Origin of the sequence: Paenibacillus thalictri (assembly GCF_004307995.1) — a bacterium.
Taxonomy (GTDB): domain Bacteria; phylum Bacillota; class Bacilli; order Paenibacillales; family NBRC-103111; genus Paenibacillus_AF; species Paenibacillus_AF thalictri.
On record NZ_SIRE01000013.1, the window covers coordinates 65,638 to 90,018 of the forward strand.

Here is a 24,381-nt window from a genome sequence, read left to right on the forward strand (position 1 = left end):
GTGGCGAGAGAACATATCCTGCTGGTCGAAGATGAAGAAGATATTCGCGAATTAGTGCAACTATATTTGCTTAAGGAAGGATACCGGGTATCTGTAGCGGAGACGGGGGAACAGGCATTTGAGCTCGCCTTTAAGGAACGGTTTGATTTATATGTGCTGGACATTATGCTTCCCGATGTGAGCGGCATGGAGTTATGCCAACGTATCCGCGCCCAATCCAATGCGATTATCCTCTTCCTTACGTGCAAAAGGGAAAGCGATGATATCATCGCCGGTTTGGAAATCGGTGCAGACGATTATGTAATCAAACCGTTTAATCCCAAGCAGCTTGTCGCGCGAATCACAGGTCATCTCCGCCGTGCGAGCCTTGCCTCAGCTTCCGGCGCGGCTGTACGCAAAGATTGCCTTCCTTGGCGTTACGGGCGTCTCGAGATGGACTTCCGCAATTATGAATTAAAGGTCGATGGAGTTGTTGTTCCTATGTACGTTAAGGAAAGGCAACTGCTTATGTTTTTTATCGAAAACCCAAACCAAGTGTTTAGTGTGGGACAACTATACGAACGTATTTGGGGATGGGACCGGGAAAGCGATGAACGTACGGTGATGGTGCATGTCAGCAATCTTCGCAAGAAAATTGAAGAGTATCCGGGAAATCCCCGTTATTTGGTAACTGTGCGCGGATTTGGGTACAAATTTTGCGTGAAATAGCTTCCTCAAGTGCAGCGGACATTTCTTGCACCTTGCCGAACAGACAATGGCTTGTGATACAAGCTCTTCGATCCGTTAACTATAAATCAGCAAGACATAATTTGAACTGCGAATGAACGTTATAAAAAAATTGTCTGTTTCTTGCCTGACGCCAATCCTTTATCTTAAACGTAGACGGCAAAACCTTATTCAGGTTAGCCGGATAACGGGAGGAGGTCCGGCATGTCCAAGAAGAAGTTACAATTGCCTTATGGAGCGGTGTATTTCCGCAAATCCAATCCCCCTTCGGAGGATTGGGAGAGGGACTATCAGGTTGCTCGGGAGGATGGCATCAACATATTTCGCCATTGGTTCATGTGGGGGGCGATTGAGACGGCACCCGGCGAATATGATTGGTCCGATTATGATCGTCAGATGGACCTTGCGGCGGAGAATAACATCCAGACCATCATTGCTGAATTTGTGGCATCAGTTCCGGAATGGGCCGTTTCCCGTTACGCACATGGGCTTACGGTTGATGCAAACGGTTCCAAGGCCGTGTCGATGATGGGCGTGAGTACGAGCACGGGCGGGTTTAACCATGGCGGCGTTTTATGCTTGGATTGCGATGAGGTCAGGGAAGCCGCCGGAGCGTTTTTAAGGGCGCTGTCTGCCAGGTATAAGGATCATCCGGCCATGCTGGGATATGATGTGTGGAATGAGTGCAACTATTCGCCGACAGCTTGTTATTGCGAACATACCAAGGCCAAATTCAGACGATGGCTGGAGTGCAAATACGGCACGCTGCAACAGCTTGGCCGCGCTTGGCACCGGTACAGCTATTCCGCGTGGGATCAGGTTCAGCCTCCCGTGCAAATTGCGCCTTACCCCGAATGCATCGACTGGTTGAAATTTAAAAAGGAAAATTATTACGAGCAGATGCAATGGAGAATCGATACGATCCGCAGCGTCGATCCCGATAACCTGATGACCGCTCACGGCGTGGCCGGGGCGATGACCCATATGGCCGCGGGCGGCGCCGACGATTGGCTGGCTGCGTCCAAGGTTGACTTGTACGGCTTTACCTGGGTGCAATCCCGCAAAGGAAACGAGCCGTGGAAGCAATGGCACGCAGTCGATCTTGTGCGATCCGCTTCGCGCGGGAAGCCGTTCTGGCATGCGGAGATGCAGGGCGGACCGCTTTGGCTGCAGCCGCAGGTGATCGGCCGGGATAAACAAGACGGGCGGGTGACGGAACCCGAGGACATCCGGGTGTGGAACATGATTTCACTTGCCGGGGGAGCCAGAGGTTTGCTTAATCCCCGATGGCGGCCTCTGCTTGACGGCCCGTTATTCGGGGCGTTCGGATCGTACGGGTTGGACGGTTCACGAACGGCACGTTCGCAGATGGGAAGCTCAATTGCCAAGTGGGCGAATGAACCCGAACAAGAGCCCTTATTCCGGGCCAACCCTGTGAAGGGGGAAATCGGCATCCTCGTTGTGCCGGATGCACAGGAGTTTGATTATTTATTGCGCCAGAGCGGCGGCAATATTGCGTTCTACGGCAGCAGTTTGTTGTATTCCGAAGCGATGTGGGGCGCTTACCGCGGCTTTTTCGATAACAACATTCAGGCGGATTGGGCGCATATCGACGATCTGGATAAATATGAAATCGTTTATTTCCCTTATCCGATCATGTTTACTTCGGAGCAAGCCAAACGGCTGGCCGCTTGGGTAGAGCGCGGCGGCACGTTGATCAGTGAAGGCTGCCCCGGTTACTTCGGGGATCGCGGCAGAGCGGGGACGATGCAGCCTAACCATGGATTGCACCGCGTATTTGGCGCCCGCGAAAGCGAAGTGGAGTTTATGCCGGATATTGGCGAGCGAATCAGCCTTCAACTGGACGGATTGTCCGTTCAGGGGGGAGGTTACTTGCAGGCCTATGAATTGGACGGCGGAACTGCGCGCGGCTGGTACGACGACGGCCGGTTGGCCGTCGTAGAAAATCGGTATAGCAAAGGACGGACGATTTTGATCGGAACACATCCTTCCATTGGATATTATCGAAGCGGGACGGAGAACAACCGCCGTTTGTTCGCCGATTTATTTGATTGGACCGGCGCAAGCCGTCATGTGCGGACGTCCAATGCCTCCATCCAGGTTCGGCTGCACGAAGGAGCAGGAACATGTTATGTGTGGCTGGTCAATCCCGGGCGAACCGCGCAGGAAACAAACGTGCAGCTGGCATCGGGCTGGGGCCAAATGAAGCCGGGGAAGCTATTATGGGGCGATGCCGAAGTAAACATCAACGAGAGCGGGTTTTCGGCGGTTATTCCAGCCCGCGATGCGCTGATTTTTGAAATGGAAACCTCATGAACCATATGATAAAATGAATGCCAGCCTGCCTTGGGCTGGTTTTTCTTTTTTACTCGCGAACGGTTAATATGTTTCCATGTATGTTAATTTAATTGCATATGCCGGCGAACAAATACATTTTACAATAAGATCAGCGGCTTTAGGTTTAATGACATGGTCACATGGGAGAGGGGAACAAATTTGGCGTTTCTGAAAATGAATACGTTCAGCAAGGTTATCATCTTGGTCGCCTGTTTGCTGGCTCCGACGATTTTGCTCTACAGTTATTCGTATCAGGTCAGTGTCAATGTCGTGCGTAAAACGGTCGAAAACGGCAACGACAACCGGCTTACATTTGTAATGAGCCAGATGGAGATGATGATTGACCAATTGACGAAGTTTCCGGTTACCGTAAGCCGCGATTACAGCATTAAGCAGTATTTTGACGGACGTAATGCGGGAGATCCGCTTGCCTTGCTGCAGAAACAGCTGCATATCGCGGATACGCTGAATATTCAGACGGCCACCAGCGGCTGGAACAACGAAATTATTTTATATTTGACGGATTCCGAAGAGGTATTATCCCATGATTATTCAGCCAAATTCGATAACAACTACTTGCAGGACGCTCAGTCGAAGCTGTGGCAGCATCGCAGCTCGTTGGTATACGGGATGTACCAGACGTATTTTTCCCGGCTGTTTCCCACCGACATCCCCAACTTGCTCGTAGAGGTCCGGTTTGCGGATGCGAATATTAAAAATATGCTCAGTACCCTGAAGCTCGACAGCCAGCGGGAACCGTTTCTGTATATGGCCGGCGGAGGGGAACCGATCATCAATTATACAGCGAACCGGACGCTGGTCAATTCGGTAATCGAGCAGCTCGATCAGCAGCAGCTTGGGTACACCGGCAGCTTGAATCTTACGCTGCAGAAAGAAAGATATATCGTCAACTACATCCGCGCAACTAGTTTGGGCTGGTATTTGGTGGATGTTGTTCCGATGGAAAGCATATTTTCCCCTATCCGGACAAGCCGGAATCTGTTCTACACCTCCGTTGCATTGCTGATGGCGTTAAGTATCCTGGCTACCTTCCTGCTGTACCGCAATGTGCAGAAACCGATCCAATTGCTGGTGCGCGGCGTGCAGCGCATCAAGCAAGGGCAGTATTCTTCGCGGCTGCAGAAGCTGCCTAACAACGAGTTTGACTTTTTGTTTATCAGTTTTAACGAAATGGCGGAGCAGGTTCAGGAGCTGATCGAGAAAGTGTATAAAGAAAACTTGCGATCGCGGGAGGCGACCTTGAAGCATTTGCAATCGCAAATCAATCCGCATTTTCTGTATAATTGCCTTTCTTACATTAAAAGTATGGCCAAGCTGCGCGAACACGAAGCGATCATTGCTATGGCACTGAATTTGGGCCAATACTACCGGTACACTACAAGGCTCGAGAAATCGATGACCCGGCTCAGCGATGAGATCAAGCTGGTGGACAACTATTTAAAAATTCAAATGCTGCGTATCCAGCGTTTCGAAATTGAGATGGATATTCCGGCGCCGATGCTGGAGCTTATGATTCCGCGGCTCATCATTCAACCGTTGGTCGAAAATGCGGTGATTCACGGCGTGGAGAACTGTCTGGAGTACGGCAAAATCAACATAAAAGGACTGTCGTCCGGCGGGCTTCACCGGATTGTGGTGGAAGATACGGGGAAAGGCATGACGGAAGAAAAGATTCGCGAGCTGGAGCGAAAAATAGCGCAGCAGCTCGACGAGGAGATGGGCTGCGGTTTGTGGAACATTCACCAGCGGCTGGTTCATTTTTATGGAGGCCGTTCGGGGCTGTTATTCTCGCGTTCCCCGCTCGGCGGACTGCGGGTCGAACTGGTATGGGAAGAAGCACAAACGTTAGAGAGAGAAGGGGATGGAAATGTTTCAACTCCTCATCGTTGACGATGAGCCGTTTGTTGTAGATGATTTGGCCGATACGCTTCCTTGGGAAGAAATCGGAATTGGCTTAGTGTACAAGGCTTATTCCGGTGTCGAAGCGCTGGAAATCTTGAAGTCTAATCCGATTGACGTCATGATTACGGACATTCAGATGCCGGAGCTGAACGGCTTGGAGCTGCTGGAGCAGGTGAACCGCAATTGGAAGCGCGTCAAGTGCCTGCTTTTGTCCGGTCATGCCGAGTTTTCTTATGCGCAGCAGGCGATCAAACATCACATATGCGACTATTTGTTAAAACCGATCGGCGACGAGGAAGTGCTGGAGAAGGTCGGACTGGTTGTCCAGGCGCTGCAGAAGGAGCGGGAAGAAAGCCAGAACTACCAGCGGATTGTGAAAGCGTTTGAAGAAAATTTGCCGAAGCTGCGGGGCGACTTTCTTGGGGAGCTGCTGCAGGGGAAAGTGTTTTCGGCCAAAGTGCTGACAGAGAAACTTCATTCGCTGAAAATAGCCGTACCGCACAATTGCTTTGCGCTTATGCTGGCTAGGCTGGAGGGAGAGATGCTGGAGTTCGATTTTTACAATCTTTCCCTGATGGAATTTGCGGTTATCAATATTGCTGAGGAAATTTTTCATCCCGGCTTTCGCTTGTGGTCCTGCAAGGATGTGCACGGATATTTGAGCTTTATGGTGCTGCTTCCGGAAGATCAGGCAAACGACGGGCAGTGGGCGACGGCGCAAGGAAGAGAAGAGCTGGAACATCAGCTGGAGCTGATGGGTTCCCAATTGCAGATGAATGTAAGCAAATATTTAAAGGGCACGGTATCCGTCTTGCTGCATAAATGGGGCAGCTTCCCGCAGGACATCCCGAAGTTGTATCAGGACAGCTTGTTGTCGCTGCGCCGCCGCGTCGGAAACCAAAGCGAGATGCTTGTTTGTGTTACGGACGAAACGGAGCAGCTGCCGGTGCAGGCGCTGCACAAGCTGTATGAGCCGCCGCTTTTGATCCACCTGCTGGAATCGGGACAATGGGAGGTCATGCGGGAGAAGCTGACCGGCATTGTTCACGAAATCAGAACAAAACATGCCGATTCCCCGGAGTATTTGATCGAGGCGTTTTTTTCCATATATGCCGCTTTCAGCTCTTATGCTCATAAAAACGGACGTGAATTGGCGGATATGATCGGTTCGGAGATGGTCCATGTGGCGGGGACGGGGATTACGGCGTACCGTTCGCTGGAGGTTCTGGAGAATTGGATCTTTGAAGCGGCCCGTTTACTGCAGCAAAGCATGGAACACGACACACGCAGCGACCGGGAAAGCGCCGTGAGCAAAATCCATCAGTTTGTTCAGCGGCATCTTGCCGACGATGTGTCGCTGCAGGCGATCGCCGATTATTTAAACATGCACCCCGTCCACGTCTCCCGGTTGTATAAGCTGGAAACCGACGAGAATTTGAGCGATTATGTGCTGCGGTTGAAGATGGAACTGGCGGCATCACTTTTGAGGAGCAACGATCTGAAAATTTACGAAATCGGCATGAAGCTGGGTTATCCGAATCCGAACTACTTTATTAAAGTATTTAAAAAACATTATGCGCTGACCCCGCAGGAATTCCGCTTAAAGCTGGAAGGCGGAGCGGCTAAATAAATACGGGCAGTTTGAACAACCGTAAGCGGATATTTTCCTGTTTATGGTTTTTTTGTTTCTAATGCGGGGCGCCGAGCAACTTACGTGCAATATCTTTATCGTGTTAAGGTTGTTCTACCGATGTTAAATTGTTGTCATTTTCAGGACCCGCCATTCGAATTACAATACATTTGTAGATAGATACAGTAGACGATTCAGGGAGGATCAGCAGATGAAAAAGTGGGTAACAACAACGTTGGCTGTAACCGTCATCACCTCGCTTGCAGCCGGCTGCAGCACTGCGGGTAAAACGGATGAGAAGGCTAAAACAGCCGACAAGCCAAAGCAGACCGTCACATTTTGGATGAAAAAGCAGCTGTTTGACGATCAGAATAAAGTCATTCAAGAGCGGGCCAAACAGTTCGGCGTTGAAAACAATGTGAATGTCAACATTGAATTGATCGCATACGAGGATTTTTATCCGAAGTGGACGGCGGCGATTGAATCGGGAGCGGTTCCCGACGTGTCGTTTTTCGGGTACCAGGAAGTCGGGCAATTTTATGCCAAAAACGTGCTTGAAGATGTAAGCGACCTGGTGCAGAAGCTGGAAGGGGCCAACGGGGAAATTCAGCCGTCCTTGAAAAAAGCGATCAGCTTTCAAGGAAAACAATATGCGATCCCGTTCTGGACGGAAACGCAGGTGCTGTATTACCGCAAAGATTTGCTGAAACAAGCGGGGTTTAACGAACCTCCCAAAACATGGGACGAGTTCAGGAAGATGGCCAAAGCGCTGACGGACCCAAGCAAAGGCATTTATGGCGCAGGCATCGGTTACGGCAAAGGGAATTCGGACGCGGAATTTTTTACGCGGAGTGTGATTTGGTCGTACGGCGGTTCTTTGGATACGAAAGACGGAAAGACGGTGAGCGTCAATACGCCGGAAACGGTCGAAGCGACCAAGTTCATCAGAGATATTTTCTTGACCGATAAAAGCACGCCGCCCAGCGCCGTCGGTTGGGATGACAGCGGCAACAACAAAGCTTATTTGAGCGGACAAGCGGCGATGATTCTGAACGTCGGAAGCATTATAGCTACGCTGAAAAAAGACAACCCCGATCTGTACGCCAACACAGGGCTCGCTCCTTATCCCGTAGGACCGAAGGGCAGCTTTATTCCGGGGATCAGCAACAACCTGGGTATTTTCAAAAACTCGAAAAACAAAGATCTGGCCAAGAAGCTGGTCGAATACATCCTCACGCCGGATTGGTATAAGACATGGATTGAAAAAGGCGCTCCGCTGACAGGGCCGATCTACACGAAGTTAACAACGGAGCCGATTTGGCAGGATCCAATGAATAAGGCGTTTGTCGATTCGGTGAAAGGTTTTACATTCTTGGGTTACCCAAGCGAATACAATCCGAAAGCGGGCGAAATATTTAACCTGCGGATTGTGAATGACGCCTTCCAACGCCTCCTGCTGGATGCGAATTATTCTCCGGAAATGGCGGTCAAAGATTTGCATTCCAAAATTCAGGATGTATATAACCAGAAAAATTAGTTGGACATTGGCAATGGAATGATGGTCTTGCACCACGTTCCATTGCCAAATTAGTAAGGCGGGGTGCAACTTGAAAACAAATGAAAACAACAAACTTGCTTATGTTCTCATGAGTCCGGTTTTGATTTACCTGCTTGGCGTTATGGTGCTTCCTTTTGCTTGGGCGGTGTACTTAAGTTTTACGAATAAAGTGGTTGGGGTTCCGGCAACGTTTGTCGGTTTGAAAAATTATGCCGAGCTGATCAAAGATTCCCTGTTTTGGAAGGTTGTATGGAACACAATCGTATTTACCTTAGTTGCCGTGATCGGCAAAACCGTTTTTGGCATGATTATGGCTTTGGTGCTGAATGAAAAAATCGTGCTGCGCAGCGTCTTCCGCGTGCTGCTGTTCCTTCCGTGGACCATTCCGACGATCGTTTCGGTATTTACTTGGCAGTGGATTTATTCCGATGTCGGCGGGGTTCTGAACTACATCATGATGAAGCTTGGTTTGATCGACAGGCAAATAGGCTGGCTGGCGTCTCCCGGTTTGGCGATGTTTTCCGTTATTTTGGTGAATGTGTGGAGAGGTATTCCTTTCATGGGGATTGCGATTTTGGCCGGGCTTCAGACCGTATCCAAGGAAATGTATGAAGCCGCTATGCTGGACGGCGCCGGAGCGATCAAAAGGTTCATTTATATGACACTTCCTTCGGTCAAGGAAGTGACGCTGCTGGCGGCGGTGATGACGACGATCTGGACGTTAAACGACTTTGAAATCATCTGGCTGCTAACCCGCGGGGGACCGGCGAACGGCACGCAAGTATTGTCGACGCTGAGTTACACGGTCGGTTTCCTGAACTTGAATTTGGGCAAAGCCATTGCGATTGCGATATTGACAATGCCACCGCTCATTATGCTTATCCATTTTGTGACTAAACGCTCGCTTTCATCAAAAGAGTAGGTGATATAGGAATGGAGAAAAACACGCTGGGAAAAAATATCGTCATTTATACAACATTGGCCTTTATGCTCGTATGTGCTTTGTTTCCGCTGTATTGGATGCTGAACACCTCCTTTAAATCGCAAGGAGAGGTGTACAATATGGTGCCGACTTTCTTGCCGAAGCATTTCGGCTGGTCGGCTTATGAGAAGCTGATTACCGAGAAGCATTTTCTCGTTAATATTAAAAACAGTGTGGTCGTCTCGCTGCTTGTTTCTTTTGGTTCGATTGTCGTAAGTGTGCTAGCGGCTTATGCCATCTCAAAGCTGCGATTTCGCGGCAGGCGTTTTATGTCCCAAGGGATTTTGTACGCGTATTTAATGCCGCGAGCCGTCTTGTTTATTCCGCTGTACATGCTGGTATCGTCCATCGGCTTAAACGATTCGATCTGGGGGCTGATGATCATTTACCCGACAATTACGATCCCTTACGCGACGTGGATGCTGATATCGTATTTTAAATCCATCCCGGTCGAGATTGAGGAAGCGGCTCTGATCGACGGCTGCACAAGAGTCCAGACGCTGCTGAAAATTATTTTTCCGCTGTCCGCGCCGGGTATTGCCGCCACATTTATATTCGCTTTTACGCTTTGCTGGAGCGAATACTTGTACGCGCTTGTTGTGGTGACCAAAAGCACGGACAAAACAATTACGCTGGCTTTATCCGATCTGATCGTCGGCGACGTATTTGCATGGGGGCCGTTAATGGGCGGTTCGATCATCGCATCGATCCCGATTCTCATCATGTACCTGTTTACATCGAAATATATGGTGAGCGGCATGACGGTAGGAGGCGTAAAATAATAACTTCCGAAATGATTGGGCCGGTCAGGTTAGGCTGGCCCTGTCTATAAATGAACTCGCTAAAAGCTTAAGCGAAAGGTTGCGGTTGCGATGATTTTTCCCCGAATGCTGCCGGTCGAGCAGCTTTTCGAACGTCCGCGAGTGGCCGACCTGCCGGGCGCCCTGCGGGAGCAATTCGATACGGAGCGCGTCCGCGCCGCGATCAAACCCGGCACGCGCGTAGCGGTAGCGGTCGGGAGCCGTGGCATCGCCGATCTGCAGCTTATCGTCACTTGCGTTGTGCGAATGCTGCGTGAGCTCGGAGCCGAACCTTTTATCGTGCCGGCCATGGGCAGTCACGGCGGCGCAACAGCCGAGGGACAAACAGCCATTTTGGCGGATTACGGCATCACGGAAGCTGAGGTAGGCGCAGCGATCGTCAGCTCGATGGAGACGGTGCCGGCGGGACATACGGCAAACGGCGTGCCTTTATACTTCGACCGCCACGCGTATGAGGCCGATGCGATCGTGTTGGTGGCGCGGGTGAAGGCACATACGGATTTCAAAGGAACGGTGGAGAGCGGACTGCTTAAGATGGCGGCGATCGGGCTTGGCAAACATCAAGGCGCGATTGCTTTGCACAGCCAAGGTTTTGACAGCTTTGCTTCCCTAATCCCCGGAGCCGGGCGCATTCTGATCGAAAAGACGCCAATTGCGTTGGGTGTCGCCATTATCGAAAATGCCTACGACGAAGTCGCCCGCATCGAGGTGCTTCCCGCTGAAGACATCGCAAGCCGGGAACCGGCATTGCTGGCCGAGGCCAAAAACCTTATGCCGCGATTGCAGCTCGCGGAAATCGATGTGCTTATCGTTGACGAGATCGGCAAAAACATCAGCGGGGCGGGCATGGATCCGAATATTACGGGCCGGTTCGCCGGGCCGGTTGACTATCCGCCGAAAGCTCCGAACGTGCAAAAGATCATCGTCCGCCAATTGACGCCGCAGTCGCACGGCAACGCTACGGGCATCGGCCTCGCCGACATTACGACCAAGCGGCTGGTCGAGCAAATTGATTTTCACAAGACATATACGAATTGCATCACGTCTACCGTGCTGACCGGAGCGAAAATACCGCTGACCGCGCCAAATGACCGCGAAGCGCTGGAGATTGCGATCCGGACTTGCAACCGGATTGATCCGGAGCGGGTAAACATCGTCTGGATTCAAAATACATTGTCGCTGCAGCATATTTACATTTCGGAAACGTATGGCGAGCTGCTTGACGCGACGGAAGGGCTGCGCATCATCGGGCCGCCGCAGCCGTTTTCTTTTGACGGGCAGGGTTGGCTGACGCGTCCCGACTTGTTCGGAGGCGCCGGGAGCCATGCGGAGAGTGCAGGCAAGTCCGGGCAGGAATGAGCGCTCTGCGTCTGCGGGCTCCGGAATGTCGCAGGGCAGGAGCCTAAAGTTTACACATGATCAGGAGGATTTCATCACATGCAGACATTTAAAATTTTGGTGACGGCGACGAATTATTCGGTATTGTGTGCGGAGGCCAAACAGCTGCTGGAGCAGAATCATTGCGAGCTGATTGAGAACCAGCTAGGAAGGCCTCATACTTTTGAAGAGCTGAAGTTATTGGTGGGAGACATCGACGGCGTGATTGCGGGTGTCGACACTTGGGACGAAGAAGTGTTTCGGATCGCTCTCAAGCTCAAAGTGATTGCCCGTTTCGGCGTCGGAGTCGATAATATCGACTTGGTGAAGGCATGCGAATACGGCGTACAAGTGACTAACGTCCCTGGCGGGAACGCCAATGCGGTGGCCGAACTGACGGTCGGGCTGATTTTAGCCGCTGTCCGCAATATCCCGGCATTGGACCAATCGGCGAAGCGAGGGTACTGGGACCGCCACGTAGGCACGGAGCTGGCAGGGAAGACAATCGGCCTGCTCGGATTTGGCAATATCGCTCAAATGGTGGCCCGCAAATTGCAGGGCTTTGACGTAAATATCATCGCTTACGACAAATATCCGAACGAAACCAAAGCCAAGGAGCTGAATGTCTCGCTTGCGAGTTTCGAAGATGTGCTGCGTCAAAGCGACATCGTCAGCATGCACATGCCAAGCTTGAAGGAAACGTTTAAAGTGATGAGCTTCGCGCAATTTTCGATGATGAAGCCGACGGCCGCTTTTGTGAACACGGCGCGCGGGGCATTGGTCGATGAAGATGCGCTTTACGACGCGCTTCAATCGTCGCGAATAGCCGGAGCGGCAATCGACGTATACCAGCAGGAGCCGGTATCCCCGGACAATCCGCTGTTCCGTCTGAACAATATGATCACCACTCCGCATACGGCGGCCGAAACGTATGAGACATATCATAAAGTGAGCCTTGTCACGGCGCAAGCTGTGCTTGACGTATTGTCCGGCAAGAAGCCGCAAAACTTGCTTGAGGTGTAAACCGGCAAATTTATCTTTTACATACTACAAATAAGACAGGTGGTTATTGGATATGAAATATTTGCACGGCGTAACAACAGCAATGGTAACTCCGTTTCATAAAGACGGCAGCGTGGATTTGGACAAAGTTGCGCAGCTCACCGAGTTTCTCATTTCCAAAGGCGTTCAATGTTTGTATCCGCTTGGCACGACCGGTGAAATGCTGAAGCTTTCCATCGCCGAGCGGAAGGCGATCGCCGAAACGGTAGTGAAGACGGCGGCAGGCCGTGTCACCGTCTATATTCATGTAGGCGCGATGACGCAAGATGAGGCCGTGGAGCTCGCACAGCATGCCCATCAGATCGGCGCTGACGGCATTGGCGCGGTGACGCCGGTGTTTTTTGGCGTGAACGACAGGGAGATGGAGGCATTTTATATTGCTGTAGCAAACAGCGTACCCGCCGATTTCCCGGTGTATCTGTACAACATCCCGCAATGTGCTTCCAATGACCTAAAAGCGGAAGTCGCTCAGCGGATCGCATCGGCATGCAGCAATGTCGTTGGCATCAAATACAGTTATCCCGATTTTCTAAGAACCAGTGAATACCTCAATATTAACGACGGGAGCTTTAAAGTGATGTTTGGTCCCGACCGGTTATGCCTTCCCGCCATGGCGATGGGCTGCGACGGAACGGTATCCGGCGTTTCCTGCGTGTATCCGGAGCCGTTTGTCGCCCTTTACAAAGCTTTTCAGGACGGGGATCTGGAGAAGGCAAGACGGATTCAGAAACTTGCCGTCAAATATTGCGAAGCGCTGAGAAACGGCAGCAACATGTCTTATTTCAAGGAGGCGCTTAAGCTGCGCGGCATCGACGCCGGGTACATGAAAGCGCCGCAGCTGGATTTGACCGATGACGAGATTCATGATCTGCAGCAAAAACTCGCTGCAATCGATCAGGAGGCAAGCTCTGTTTTAGCGTGAAAACGGAAGGTTTTTATCGTGGTGTACAATCTATATGTAAAATTGTAAGGCGGTCTTAGTCCCGGATTTTAAGGGACTGAGACTTTTTATTTTGCTTATGGTACACCCCATGTACAAGAAATGATTGCAGTGAGCTGGAAATAGAAGTAATATGGATCTGTAAACATTGTTGAATTATACGATACATATTTTAATTTTATTGAGAGGTGGTTTTTATGACCCAGCAATTGAGGTTTATTCAAGTGGGGACAGGCGGTTTTGGCGGGTATTGGTGCAGCAAAGTGCTTCCGGCCATCGTGCATGAGCTTGGCGCTGCCCGATTGGTCGCAGCGGTGGATATTAATCCGCAAGCCCATCAGAACATCATCAGCAACGTTGGTATCGATCCGTCCCGCTGCTACACCGATTTGCGCCAAGCGCTGGAGGAGAACCCGTGCGACTTCGTTGTTATCGTGCTTCCGGCGCATCTCCACGAATATGCGGTGGACTTGGCTTTGGAATTTGAATGCGACATTCTTATGGAGAAACCCGTCTCCGATTCGATGGAATCGAGCTGCCGTGTATATCGCAAGGTGAAACGAGCCGGACGCAAATTGGCCGTCACATACAGCCACCGTTTTGATCAGGATAAGCAAACTTTGCAGCAGTACGTGCAATCCGGTTTATATGGCCGGCTGCATTATTTAATCGGCCGCTTTACGAGCAACAACCGTTCGGCTGTTAACGATCCGCGCGAATATGCACATCACCACTATTTGATCTCCTCCGCTGTGCATCAATTCGATATTATTCGTTCGATCACAGGATCCAACGCCAAAACCGTGTACACTCAATCATGGAATCCGCAATGGGCTCCGTTTAAGGAGCATAGCACGGCGCTGGTGCAGATGGAGATGGAAAACGGGGTTCGCGTTTTTTTCGAAGGATCCAAGTCCAACGCCACCCAATTAAACGGCTGGAGCAACGACTACTTCAGGGCCGAATGCGAGTTCGGGACGCTGGAGCTGGACAGGCGAAAGCTGGTCGCAAGAAGCGACCTCGGTTTCCCGCATCCCCGAACTGCCGAATTGCCGCTGCTGGAGCAGAAACATTGGACTCATACATGGCTTATGAAGATGTTTATCGATTGGGTGAACGGAGGCGAAGCACCGCCTAACCATCTGGAAGACAATATGCAATGTACGGCACTTCAATATGCCGCTATTGAAAGCGGTCTCACCGGGAAACTTGTGGACGTGCAGCAATTTCTGCAGCAGCATTTGGGCAGGGTGCAGCAGGTGTAAAGATTCATCTTGCATAAATCAACCATTTCTCGATGGGAATCATGTTGAGGAATGGTTTTTTAATTCCGTGTCTTTATTTTATTAAGGAGGGGGGATTTTGCTTGCTGCAGAAAATGTCCATCTTCACCAAAATCATTATTCTGATTGCCGTGCTGCTGCTTCCGGTTTTGCTGCTTTATGCCCGTTCCAACTTTGTTAGTGTTAACGTTGTGGAACAGACGTTAAAGAACGCAAATCGCGAGCAGCTTTCCTTTTTCGTGAGCCAATTTGATGCCGCGATTCAGCGGTTGTCGGCATCAACGACGTTTTTGAATCGGGAGCTTAACGGTTTGTCGGTGACGGATGGCGATTTATCGAATCCGATTTCGGATTCGTTTCGCGACAAACTTAAGATGAAACTCGAAACTCAGAAGTTGTTTGCCAGTTGGGACAATGAATTGTCGGTTTTTTTCCCGAGGCAAAATGATATAGTCAGTACCAACCCTTCTCTTGGTTATGACGAGACGTATTTGCAATACAGCGTGAAGCCTAACTGGCAGGTGGACCATGTCACGGTGAATCAATATAACGAATACGCTTTTGCTTATTATGAGGTATACCCTTTTATTACATCGGGGCAAGTGAAAGACGCGCAGTATATCATCCGCATCCGCTTTTATGAAAGAAACATCCGCAATGCGCTTAACCAGTTTAAAGCGAGCAGTATCCGCGATCCGTTTCTGTTTCATCCGGATTATGGAGTCATCGGGAGCAGCAGCATGAACGCCGCAACAACCGAGGAGCTTGCCCGAAATCTTCGCCAGCAGCGGCTTGCATCTTCCGGTATCTCGGAACTTACCGTAAATAACAACAAATATTTGGTCACATATATCCAGTCCAAGCAGCTTGGCTGGTATGTGGTGGATTACGTGCCGCTGGAAAATATTCTTACGCCGATTACAACAAGCCGCAACTATTTTTATTCTTGTGTGGCTGTGCTGATTCTGCTTAGTACCCTCGCGATGTTCCTGCTTTACCGCCATGTGCAGGTACCGATCCGCGAGCTGGTTCACGGTGTGAGGCGCATTGAAAAAGGCCAATATTCAAGCCGAATCCGGCTGAATACGTCCAGCGAATTTATTTATCTCTTCAACAGCTTTAACCGCATGGCAGCGCAAATCGAAAATTTGATCGAGACGGTATTGACGGAGCAGATACGCTCGCGGGAGGCTACGCTGAAGCAGCTGCAATCTCAGATCAACCCGCATTTTTTATTTAATTGTTTGGCGTTTATGATGAGCATGGCCAAACAGCAAAACTACTCCGCTATCTTGTCCATGGCCTACAGCTTAAGCAAGTATTACCGTTACACGACCCGCTCGGAAACATCGTTCTGCGGGCTAAGGGACGAGCTGGCGTTTATTAAGCATTACCTAGATATCCAGCAAATGCGGATGGATCGGGTTTGTTACGAAATCGATGTGCCGGAATGTTATCTTGATCTGCAAATTCCCCGTCTGCTGCTGCAGCCTCTTGTGGAGAATGCATTAATTCATGGAATCGAGCCGGAGGTAAATGCGGGATATTTGCGAATCGCGGGAGCGCAAAACGGTAAGATGATCTCGATTACGGTGGACGATGATGGTCAAGGCATGGATGAGCAGGAGAGGGACATGCTGATGAAGCGGCTCAACGGGCCGCTTACCGAAGAAATGGGCTGCGGAGTATGGAATGTCAATCAGCGGCTAAGGCATCAGTTCGGGAAGGAAGCGGGATTGCATTACGAGGTTTCGCCTTATGGGGGCACTCGTGCAGTCATCGTATTGCCCTTGCAGCAGCAGCAAACGAAAAAGGAGAGGAGAGCGGCCGATGTTTAATTTGCTGATCGTCGACGACGAGAAACATCTGGTGGACAGCATGGCGGATACGATCTCGTGGGGGAAATACGGCATTCAAGAAGTATTTAAAGCATATTCCGCCGTGGAGGCGCTGGAAACGATTAAAATTTGGCCGGTCCACATTGTAGTGACGGATATCCGAATGCCCGGAATGAACGGCATGGAGCTCATCGGCAAGCTGGCCGAACAATGGAGCCACATCCAAATCATCATCCTCTCCGGCCATGCCGATTTTCAATATGCCCGAACGGCGATGAAGCATAAAATCGCAGAATATTTGCTTAAACCAGTCAACGACGAAGATATTACTGAAGCCGTAAGCAAGGTGTCCGCGAGATTAACCGCCGAATTGGACAGTTACCGCTTGAGGTTAAAGCAGCAGCAACTGATGAATCAAAATTTGCCGCTCATGCGCGCCAACCTGCTCAGCGATTTATTGCACGGCAAACGGATGCATCCGTCGCTGATTGACGATCTGCGGGATACGTACGGTATTCCGTTCGCCAGGGAAGATGCGGTATCCATCGTGCTGATCCGCATGGAAGGCAAGCTGGCCCAGTTTGATTACAGCGACAGGCAGCTGATGGAATTTTCCGTAATTAACATGATGCAGGAAGTATTTGCCGATGATTTTTACATCTGGCACAGCAAGGAAGTTCACGATTATTTGGTCATTTTGATCAAAAGTAAGCAAGACGCACTGGTTGCAGGGCATAGCGGAGAAAAGGAACGGTGGCTGCACCGGGTCATATCCGAGCGGGCCGAACAGCTCCAAAGAGCGGTTCAATTTTACCTTCAAGGCAGCATCTCGATCTTAATCAGCCGGCCATTCGAATTTCCGCGCAGCCTGTTGGAGGCATACCGCCGATGTGTGACCCGTTTCCGCAACCAGGTAGGCACGGTCCAAGGGATCTTTCTTAATGTGGATGAAATGGAGACGAAACGCGCGGAAGCCCAGTCGCTAGTTGTCTTATACGAGCCATTAACGATGTCTCAGATGATGGACCTGGGAAAATGGGTGGACGCTAAGGCGAAGCTGGCGGACATTGTGGAAGAACTGCAATCGAAATGGCCTGCGTCCCATGAGCATTTGCTGGAGGTTTATTATTCGCTGGCCCATGCCTTCCTCCATTTTATGCACAGCAACGGCCTACAGCTGGCACAGGTCCATGAGCATGTCGCAGGGCAGATCAATGAGTACTCGCCGATCTTGTCGGTCAGTCAGTTGCAGGGTTGGGCAGAAAGGCTGTTAACGAAACTGGAAGTGATGACGGATACGATATCCCGGGACGGCAGGTCGCAGATTGTCAAGCTGGTTAACCAATACATCGAAACACATCTGGGCATCGACATTTCCCTTCAAACGATTGCCGATCATGTGCGTTTTAACGCCGCTTATTTGTCCAAAATATACAAGCTGGAAACCGGAGAAGGGATTAGCGAATATGCGCTCCGGCTGCGTATGGATAAAGCCATGTATTTGTTAAAGCAGCCTCATTACAAAATATATGAAATTTCCGAGCTGCTCGGTTACCAGAACCCGCAATATTTCAGCAAGCTGTTCAAACGCGAATATGGCTGCACGCCTCAGGAATTCAGAGACAAATTGCAATAGAAAATGCCACTTTTCTAAAAAGAATGCCATATCTGCCGCAGATGGCCTGCTCTATAATTTTACTTGTAAGCACCTCAATCATCCGGATGATAACGAGGAACGAAAGGGGGATATCAGTTGCATTTGGTGCTTAAGGATCTTAGCAAACACAAGTATCTTTACATCATGCTGGTGCCGGTTGTGATGTACTACATCGTGATCCACTATTTTCCGATCTACGGTTTGGTTATCGCATTTAAAGATTTTACTCCGTTTAAGGGAATCGGGAATAGCGCTTGGGTTGGCATGAAGCATTTCGAAGCGTTTTTTAACAGCTACTATTTCGGGCGCCTGCTTCGCAACACCGTGCTGATCAGCTTTTATGATCTGATCTTCGGATTTCCCGCACCGATCATTTTGGCCCTGATCCTCAATGAGGTGAAGCGCCAGGCGTTTAAGCGGTTTGTCCAAACCGTTTCTTATTTGCCGCATTTTATATCGATTGTTGTTGTGGCCGGGATGATTATCGATTTTTCGGCGCGGGACGGAGTGATCAATCAAGTGTTGGCCTGGTTTGGCAGTACGCCGGTTTCGTTCCTTCAGAACCAGGACTGGTTCCGCACGATATTCGTAGGTTCGAATATTTGGCAGGGCATCGGGTGGGGTTCGATTATTTACCTCGCCGCCTTGTCCGCGATTTCTCCCGAGTTGTACGAGGCTTCGAGAGTCGACGGCGCCAACCGCTGGTCGCAAATGCTTCATATTACGATTCCGGGGATTATGCCAACGATCATCATCATGCTGATTTTGAGAGTCGGCCATATGATGGACGTCGGTTATGAAAAGGTGATTTTGCTCTATAATCCGTCAATATACGAGACCGCGGATGTGATCTCTTCCTTTATTTATCGCAAAGGGCTGCTGGAGATGAGCTACAGCTACAGTGCGGCTGTCGGATTGTTTAATTCGGTCATTAATTTTGCGCTGCTGCTTTCGGTCAACCGGATGGCCCGCAAGACGGGGACATCGTTATGGTAATAAAGGGGGAAGCACGTTTGACGATGAAGTCCGCACTCGGCAGGTTAGCCGATCCGCTGATCTATTTGATTCTTTCCGCGCTGGCGCTAATTACGTTGTATCCGTTTATTTATGTGCTGGTGGCCTCCGTTAGCGAGCCGGTCGCCGTCATGAAACATCAAGGATTATTATTTTGGCCGCTTGGTTTTACGCTTAAAGCTTACGATTACGTATTTGAAAACCCGATGATTTTGAAAGGCTACCAGAACACGCTGCTTTACGTTTCATTGGGTACCTGCATCAATATGCTGATGACCTCACTTGGCGCCTATGCGCTGTCAAGGCGGTATTTGCGAGTTGGCAACTGGGTGATGCTGATGATCGTGTTTACGATGTTTTTCAGCGGGGGTTTGATTCCATCGTATCTTAACGTAAAAAGCTTGGGCATGCAGGATACCGTCTGGGCACTTGTCATTCCTTCCGCCATCAATACGTTTAACCTCATCGTGATGAGAACGGCATTCCGCGGGGTGCCGGACAGCATGGAGGAATCGGCCAAAATCGACGGAGCCAACGATTTTATCATCTTATTTCGGATTTTCATACCGCTCGTATTGCCATTGTTTACGGTTATCCTGTTGTTTTATCTGGTCCAGCATTGGAACTCCTGGTTCCCGGCGATGATCTATTTGCGGACCCGGGAAATGTACCCCGTTCAATTGATTTTGCGCGAGATTCTCATCTCCAGCAGCACGGAGACGATGACCAGCGGGGTTTCGGCAAGGGATTCCGAGCCGATCGGCGAGACGATTAAATACGCAACGATTATGGTCGTCTGCATCCCGATCATTTGTGTCTACCCTTTCCTGCAAAAATATTTCACCAAGGGCATTATGGTAGGAGCCATTAAGGAATAAGTTGTTCACATGAAAAGGAGGAAAAATGAAATGCCAACTCGTCGTAAGTTGAAGCCTGCCGTCATGGCACTGATGGCCTTGTCGTTAGTTGCCGCCGCGTGTTCGTCCAAGGGGACGGAGCAAGATGAGCCGGGAAAAGGAAGCGATCCTGCATCTCCGGCAGCCCAAGCTTCGGCTAAGCCGAAAATGCCGCTTGTGGACAAGCCGATCGAACTCACTTTTTTTTCTCAGCTTGATCCCAAAATATCGGCAACGAAAAAAAATTACGGGGATGTAGAAGCGTTTGGCATATTGGAAAAAGAAAGCGGTATCAAGGTGAAATTTCTTCACCCGCCTGCAGGCAGCGAAAAAGAGCAGTTTAATCTGATGGTCAGCTCCAACGATCTGGCCGATATTTTGGCCGTCCCTCCATCCTATTACAATGGCGGAGCGCAAAAAATGCTGAGCGACGGTGTCATTATCCGCCTAAACGAGCTGATCGACAAGAACGCCCCCAACTTCAAAAAGTTTATCGACGAGCATCCGCAGTTCAAGAAGGACATGGTGCTTGATGACGGCACGATCTATGCTTTTCCAACGTTCAAAATCGAGAAGATCAACAGATTTACGGACGGCTTCCAAATTCGCAAGGACTGGCTGGATAAATACGGTCTCAGCGTTCCGACGACAATGGACGAATGGTATAAAATACTCAAAACGTTTAAAGAGAAGGACCCGGAGTCGGTTCCGTTTTCGGCAGCATCCAGCAACCCGACATGGCGTGACTTTATGTCCGCTTGGGCGATGAAGTGGGATTTTTATCAGGTAGGGGGCAAGGTCAAATTCGGTCAATCCCAGCCTGAATTTAAGGAATATGTAACAACGATGAAGAAATGGTATGACGAAGGGCTGCTGGACCCGGAATTTGCGACAAACGATACGAAAAAGCTGGACAATAGGATTACGGGCGGCAAAGCGGGCTCTTGGAACGCCCAGTTGAACGGCGGGATGGGCCGCCTGCTTGATCTGATGAAAGGCGATCCGAATTTTAAAATTGTCGGCGCGCCAAACCCGCAAGCGAAGGACGGGAAAACGTATAACCTGAAAAGCGGCACTTTATCCGCGCCCCAATCCGAGCTGGCGATGGTCAGCGGCAGCAGCAAGAAAGCCGCGGAAGTCGTCAAATGGATGGATGTTGCCTATTCCGAGTGGGGTCACAATCTGCTCAACTTTGGGATTGAAGGCAAGTCCTACAATATGGTGAACGGGTACCCTAAACTGTCCGATGCGGTGATGAAAGATCCTAAATTGTCGGTCGTAAACGCGTTGGGGCAATATTCCATCGGCAACGCCTGCTGCAGATTTTGGGAGGAGGATTCCCGCTTGGCGGAACAGGTGGCGACTTACCCGGCCCAATTGGAAGCCAACAAGGCTTGGGCCAGCGCAGACTCCAGCCTAAACTTGCCGATCTCGATGACGCCTACCGCGGAAGAGAGCCAGAAGCTTGCCTCCATCATGGCGGACATCGATACGTATAACAGCGAAATGTTTCTGCGTTTTGTGTACGGGAAAGAACCTCTTTCCAACTTTGACGCTTATCAGCAAAGGCTAAAGCAGATGAACATCGAAGAAGCCGTCAAAATTCAGCAGGCTGCTCTGGATCGGTACAACAAACGGCAATAGACGAAGGAGAGAAGCAAATGACAACTCAAATCACGATGTTAAACGTGATGGCCGGCGGCGAATTCCCCGCTGCGATGGATCAGTTCCGGGCTTGGGGGCTCAAGGTCGTCGATTTGAAAAACGGCATCTTCGGCAAGTCAATTTCGGATTTGTCCGAAGAGGAGGCGGATGCTGCCGCTCAGGTGCTGGAAGAACGCGGACTAACCGCATATTGCTTCTCTACCGAGCTTTTCTACGATTATATCGAGAAAGGGGAACGTCATTTCCGCGAGCAGCATTTGGCGAAGCTGGACGGGATTCTGCGCACAGCCGCTAAGCTGCGTCCGGTGGTGATCCGTCTGCTTTCGGCCAAGATGATGCAGCGGAACGGGATAACTAACAGCACCCGGCATATGGCCGAGCAAGCACCTTGGGTGCTGGACGTTTACCGGGAAGCAATCGATCGGATCTATGAGGCGGGTTTTCACGCAACAATCGAAAATGAAGCTCACGACTGCATCTGGACCAACCCGCAAGAGATTGTCACCTTCTTCCATGAGTTGAACCGGCACGGAAAAGTTCATTACACGTACGATGTGCAAAATTTATGGCAGATGGGGACATTTCCTTCACTTCATGTATACGAGGAGCTTAAACCGCATATCGGCTTTTTGCATCTGAAGGGCGGTCAAACGGAGGAGGGCTCCAATGAGTTAAAGTGGAGGTCGGCTCTCGAAGATGCTTCATGGCCCGTGGCTGACATTGTACAGCAGGCCATCGCCGATGGAGTCAGCCCGGTCATTTGCTTAAATCCGTCGCATGGGGCCAAGAAAGAGGGTTACGATTACAGCCGTTTGACCGAACGGGACTTGCGTTATCTTCAGTCTTTGATTCATGGAGGCGATATTTAATGACTTACCAAAGGGAATTTGCAAAAAGATTGTCCGTAGCGGTTATCGGAGTTGGCAATCATGCGTACCGGAACATACTCCCCTGTCTCCATCACTTGCCCGTTAAGCTGAAGGCCGTATGTGATATCAATGAAGATTTGGCCCGTGTAACGGCCGAGCAATTCGGGTGCAAAGCTTATACGAGCACAGCGGAGCTTTATGAACGGGAGCAGCTTGATGCGATCTTTTTATGCGTATCCCCCAAACTCCATCCGCAATTGGCGATCGAGGCGTTTGAAGCGGGCCTTCACGTATGGATGGAAAAACCCGTATCTTTAAGGGCGCATGAAGTAGAGCGAATGATCGACATGCGGAATGGGTTCGTGGCCATCGTTGGCTTCAAGAAGGCGTTTATGCCTTCGACGGAGAAAGCGATTGAGATAGTCCAATCCGAGCAATACGGAAATCTTCAATCGATGCTGGCGGTTTACCCGATGAGCATACCCGTAAACGGCAAGCAAGTGCTGGAGGAAGGGCGTTTTGTTAATTGGCTGGCCAATGGCGTGCATCCGTTATCGCTGATGCTGGCTGTTGGGGGAGATGTGGAGGCGGTTACCGTTCATCAGGGCCGTAACGGGCGAAGCGTATGTTTGCTAGATTTTGCAAGTGGTGCGGTCGGCAATTTCCATATGGCTTCAGGTCCGCATCCGATCGAGCATTATGGCTTCTACGGGGAGAATTGGCACTTGGAGATTGAGAATTCCTTTCGGGTGAAGCTGCAGCGCGGGATGCCGTTTGAATATAACAAGACATGGAACTATGCGCCGCCCGGGACGGACACCGGAGCCATCGTGTGGGAACCGCAGAATCATTTGGCCACGCTGGAAAACAAAGCATTGTTCACTCAAGGGGTGTACGGCGAGATGATGTATTTCTGCGAATGCATTTTGCAATCCCGGCAGCCGGAGAAAGGTTCGCTGGAGTTTGCATTACAGCTGATGAAAGTGTATGAAGCGGCTTTGTTGTCGGAAGGGAAAACAATAAGGATTTGACCATCTGTAAAAAACATGAGTGTAAGTGAGAGAAGATGGACTGGTTGAGGGCGAGTGACACTCCCAAAGCCAGTCCATCTTCCACTTATCTTCCCTGAAAAGATCAATTATAAAATCAAGATTTGCTTGCCAAATTCCAAATGCTGGATCGCCAGCTTGTACGCATCTTCGGCATTGCCTTGCTTAATAAGTTCGTAGATGTTCTTATGATCTTCATACGATCTTTGGATTCGCTTGTTATCTTTGCGAAGTACATTCAGCGCAATTTGAAACAGCTTGTCTTGCAAATTTTCAAATGTTTGTTTGATTTCATAATTCCCATATATTTCAATCAATTTGCGGTGAAAATCGGAATCTCTTCTGGTGAATTCCTGAAAGTCATTTGTCTCCATATATTTGGCCTGTTCGGCCAAGTTGTTTTCGAACCAGCTTTTTTCCTCGTCTGAAAAGGTCCGGGAAGCGAGTTTGCTTATGACATAACCTTCAAGCGCCATGCGGTAGTCGAAAAAGTCGATCACTCTCTGAAGCGAAAGCTCCTTTACGCTGAGTCCCTTATTGGGTGAATAAGTGACCCATCCCTCGGCTTCTAAGCGCTCTAAAGCGGCCCGGATCGGTGTTCTGCTCATTTCCAAAAGCTCGACCAAATGCCGCTCCGTTAAATTTTCCCCGGGTGGAATACTTCCGTTTAGGATAAGATTCCGCAAGCGCTCATATGCTTTCTCTTTAAGCGTTAAACCTGCCATAACGCGAC

At 50.1% G+C, this 24,381-nt stretch carries 19 protein-coding genes; 18 read left to right on the top strand and 1 reads right to left on the bottom strand.

The window, feature by feature from the left end; genetic code table 11:
* The 18 genes from EYB31_RS18960 (at window position 1) to EYB31_RS19045 (ending at window position 23,630) form a co-directional block, all read left to right on the top strand.
* A complete protein-coding gene (locus EYB31_RS18960; protein WP_240762576.1) occupies window positions 1–708 on the top strand; it encodes a response regulator transcription factor in 708 nt (235 codons plus the stop codon).
* A gap of 222 nt (window positions 709–930) precedes the next feature.
* The gene (locus EYB31_RS18965) at window positions 931–3,063 is read left to right on the top strand and encodes a beta-galactosidase (RefSeq protein WP_131014986.1); all 2,133 of its coding nucleotides are present in this window, start codon (window positions 931–933) and stop codon (window positions 3,061–3,063) included.
* A 180-nt stretch (window positions 3,064–3,243) separates the two neighbouring features.
* Window positions 3,244–4,995, top strand: a complete 1,752-nt coding sequence (locus EYB31_RS18970; protein ID WP_131014987.1) for a sensor histidine kinase — start codon at window positions 3,244–3,246, stop codon at window positions 4,993–4,995.
* Window positions 4,967–6,637: a response regulator transcription factor gene (locus tag EYB31_RS18975; RefSeq protein WP_240762578.1), complete on the top strand. Its 1,671-nt coding sequence runs from the start codon at window positions 4,967–4,969 to the stop codon at window positions 6,635–6,637. The genes EYB31_RS18970 and EYB31_RS18975 overlap by 29 nt, the downstream gene beginning before the upstream one ends.
* A 211-nt stretch (window positions 6,638–6,848) precedes the next feature.
* The gene (locus EYB31_RS18980) at window positions 6,849–8,174 is read left to right on the top strand and encodes an ABC transporter substrate-binding protein (RefSeq protein WP_131014989.1); all 1,326 of its coding nucleotides are present in this window, start codon (window positions 6,849–6,851) and stop codon (window positions 8,172–8,174) included.
* Window positions 8,175–8,244: 70 nt separating this feature from the next.
* Window positions 8,245–9,117 carry a carbohydrate ABC transporter permease gene (locus tag EYB31_RS18985; RefSeq protein ID WP_240762580.1) on the top strand — a complete coding sequence of 291 codons (873 nt, stop codon included), beginning with the start codon at window positions 8,245–8,247 and terminating at the stop codon, window positions 9,115–9,117.
* A gap of 11 nt (window positions 9,118–9,128) precedes the next feature.
* Window positions 9,129–9,959, top strand: coding sequence for a carbohydrate ABC transporter permease (locus EYB31_RS18990; RefSeq protein WP_131014990.1), 831 nt, complete (start codon window positions 9,129–9,131; stop codon window positions 9,957–9,959).
* A gap of 90 nt (window positions 9,960–10,049) precedes the next feature.
* Window positions 10,050–11,357 (top strand): nickel pincer cofactor-dependent isomerase, group 22, encoded by a 1,308-nt coding sequence (locus EYB31_RS18995; protein WP_131014991.1) that lies wholly within the window; start codon window positions 10,050–10,052, stop codon window positions 11,355–11,357.
* Between the two features lie 78 nt (window positions 11,358–11,435).
* Window positions 11,436–12,398, top strand: coding sequence for a phosphoglycerate dehydrogenase (locus EYB31_RS19000; protein WP_131014992.1), 963 nt, complete (start codon window positions 11,436–11,438; stop codon window positions 12,396–12,398).
* Between the two features lie 52 nt (window positions 12,399–12,450).
* On the top strand, window positions 12,451–13,359 hold the full coding sequence (locus EYB31_RS19005) for a dihydrodipicolinate synthase family protein (protein WP_131014993.1): 909 nt from the start codon (window positions 12,451–12,453) through the stop codon (window positions 13,357–13,359).
* Window positions 13,360–13,574: 215 nt separating this feature from the next.
* Window positions 13,575–14,642: a Gfo/Idh/MocA family protein gene (locus EYB31_RS19010; RefSeq protein ID WP_131014994.1), complete on the top strand. Its 1,068-nt coding sequence runs from the start codon at window positions 13,575–13,577 to the stop codon at window positions 14,640–14,642.
* Window positions 14,643–14,743: 101 nt separating this feature from the next.
* Window positions 14,744–16,498, top strand: coding sequence for a sensor histidine kinase (locus EYB31_RS19015; RefSeq protein WP_165452486.1), 1,755 nt, complete (start codon window positions 14,744–14,746; stop codon window positions 16,496–16,498).
* On the top strand, window positions 16,491–18,134 hold the full coding sequence (locus EYB31_RS19020; protein WP_165452487.1) for a response regulator: 1,644 nt from the start codon (window positions 16,491–16,493) through the stop codon (window positions 18,132–18,134). Before EYB31_RS19015 ends, EYB31_RS19020 begins: the two co-directional genes overlap by 8 nt.
* Window positions 18,135–18,299: 165 nt before the next feature.
* Entirely contained in the window at window positions 18,300–19,151 is an 852-nt protein-coding gene (locus tag EYB31_RS19025) for an ABC transporter permease (protein ID WP_131015127.1), read from the top strand.
* Window positions 19,152–19,174: 23 nt separating this feature from the next.
* On the top strand, window positions 19,175–20,047 hold the full coding sequence (locus tag EYB31_RS19030) for a carbohydrate ABC transporter permease (protein WP_131015128.1): 873 nt from the start codon (window positions 19,175–19,177) through the stop codon (window positions 20,045–20,047).
* Between the two features lie 30 nt (window positions 20,048–20,077).
* Window positions 20,078–21,709: a type 2 periplasmic-binding domain-containing protein gene (locus EYB31_RS19035; RefSeq protein ID WP_165452488.1), complete on the top strand. Its 1,632-nt coding sequence runs from the start codon at window positions 20,078–20,080 to the stop codon at window positions 21,707–21,709.
* A gap of 17 nt (window positions 21,710–21,726) precedes the next feature.
* Complete coding sequence (locus tag EYB31_RS19040) at window positions 21,727–22,599, top strand: sugar phosphate isomerase/epimerase family protein (protein WP_240762582.1); 873 nt, start codon at window positions 21,727–21,729, stop codon at window positions 22,597–22,599.
* A complete protein-coding gene (locus EYB31_RS19045) occupies window positions 22,599–23,630 on the top strand; it encodes a Gfo/Idh/MocA family protein (protein ID WP_131014998.1) in 1,032 nt (343 codons plus the stop codon). The genes EYB31_RS19040 and EYB31_RS19045 overlap by 1 nt, the downstream gene beginning before the upstream one ends.
* 107 nt (window positions 23,631–23,737) lie before the next feature.
* Here EYB31_RS19045 and EYB31_RS19050 read toward each other — a convergent pair whose 3' ends face one another.
* Window positions 23,738–24,373, bottom strand: coding sequence for a GntR family transcriptional regulator (locus EYB31_RS19050; RefSeq protein ID WP_131014999.1), 636 nt, complete (start codon window positions 24,371–24,373; stop codon window positions 23,738–23,740).
* Window positions 24,374–24,381 lie beyond the last annotated feature (8 nt).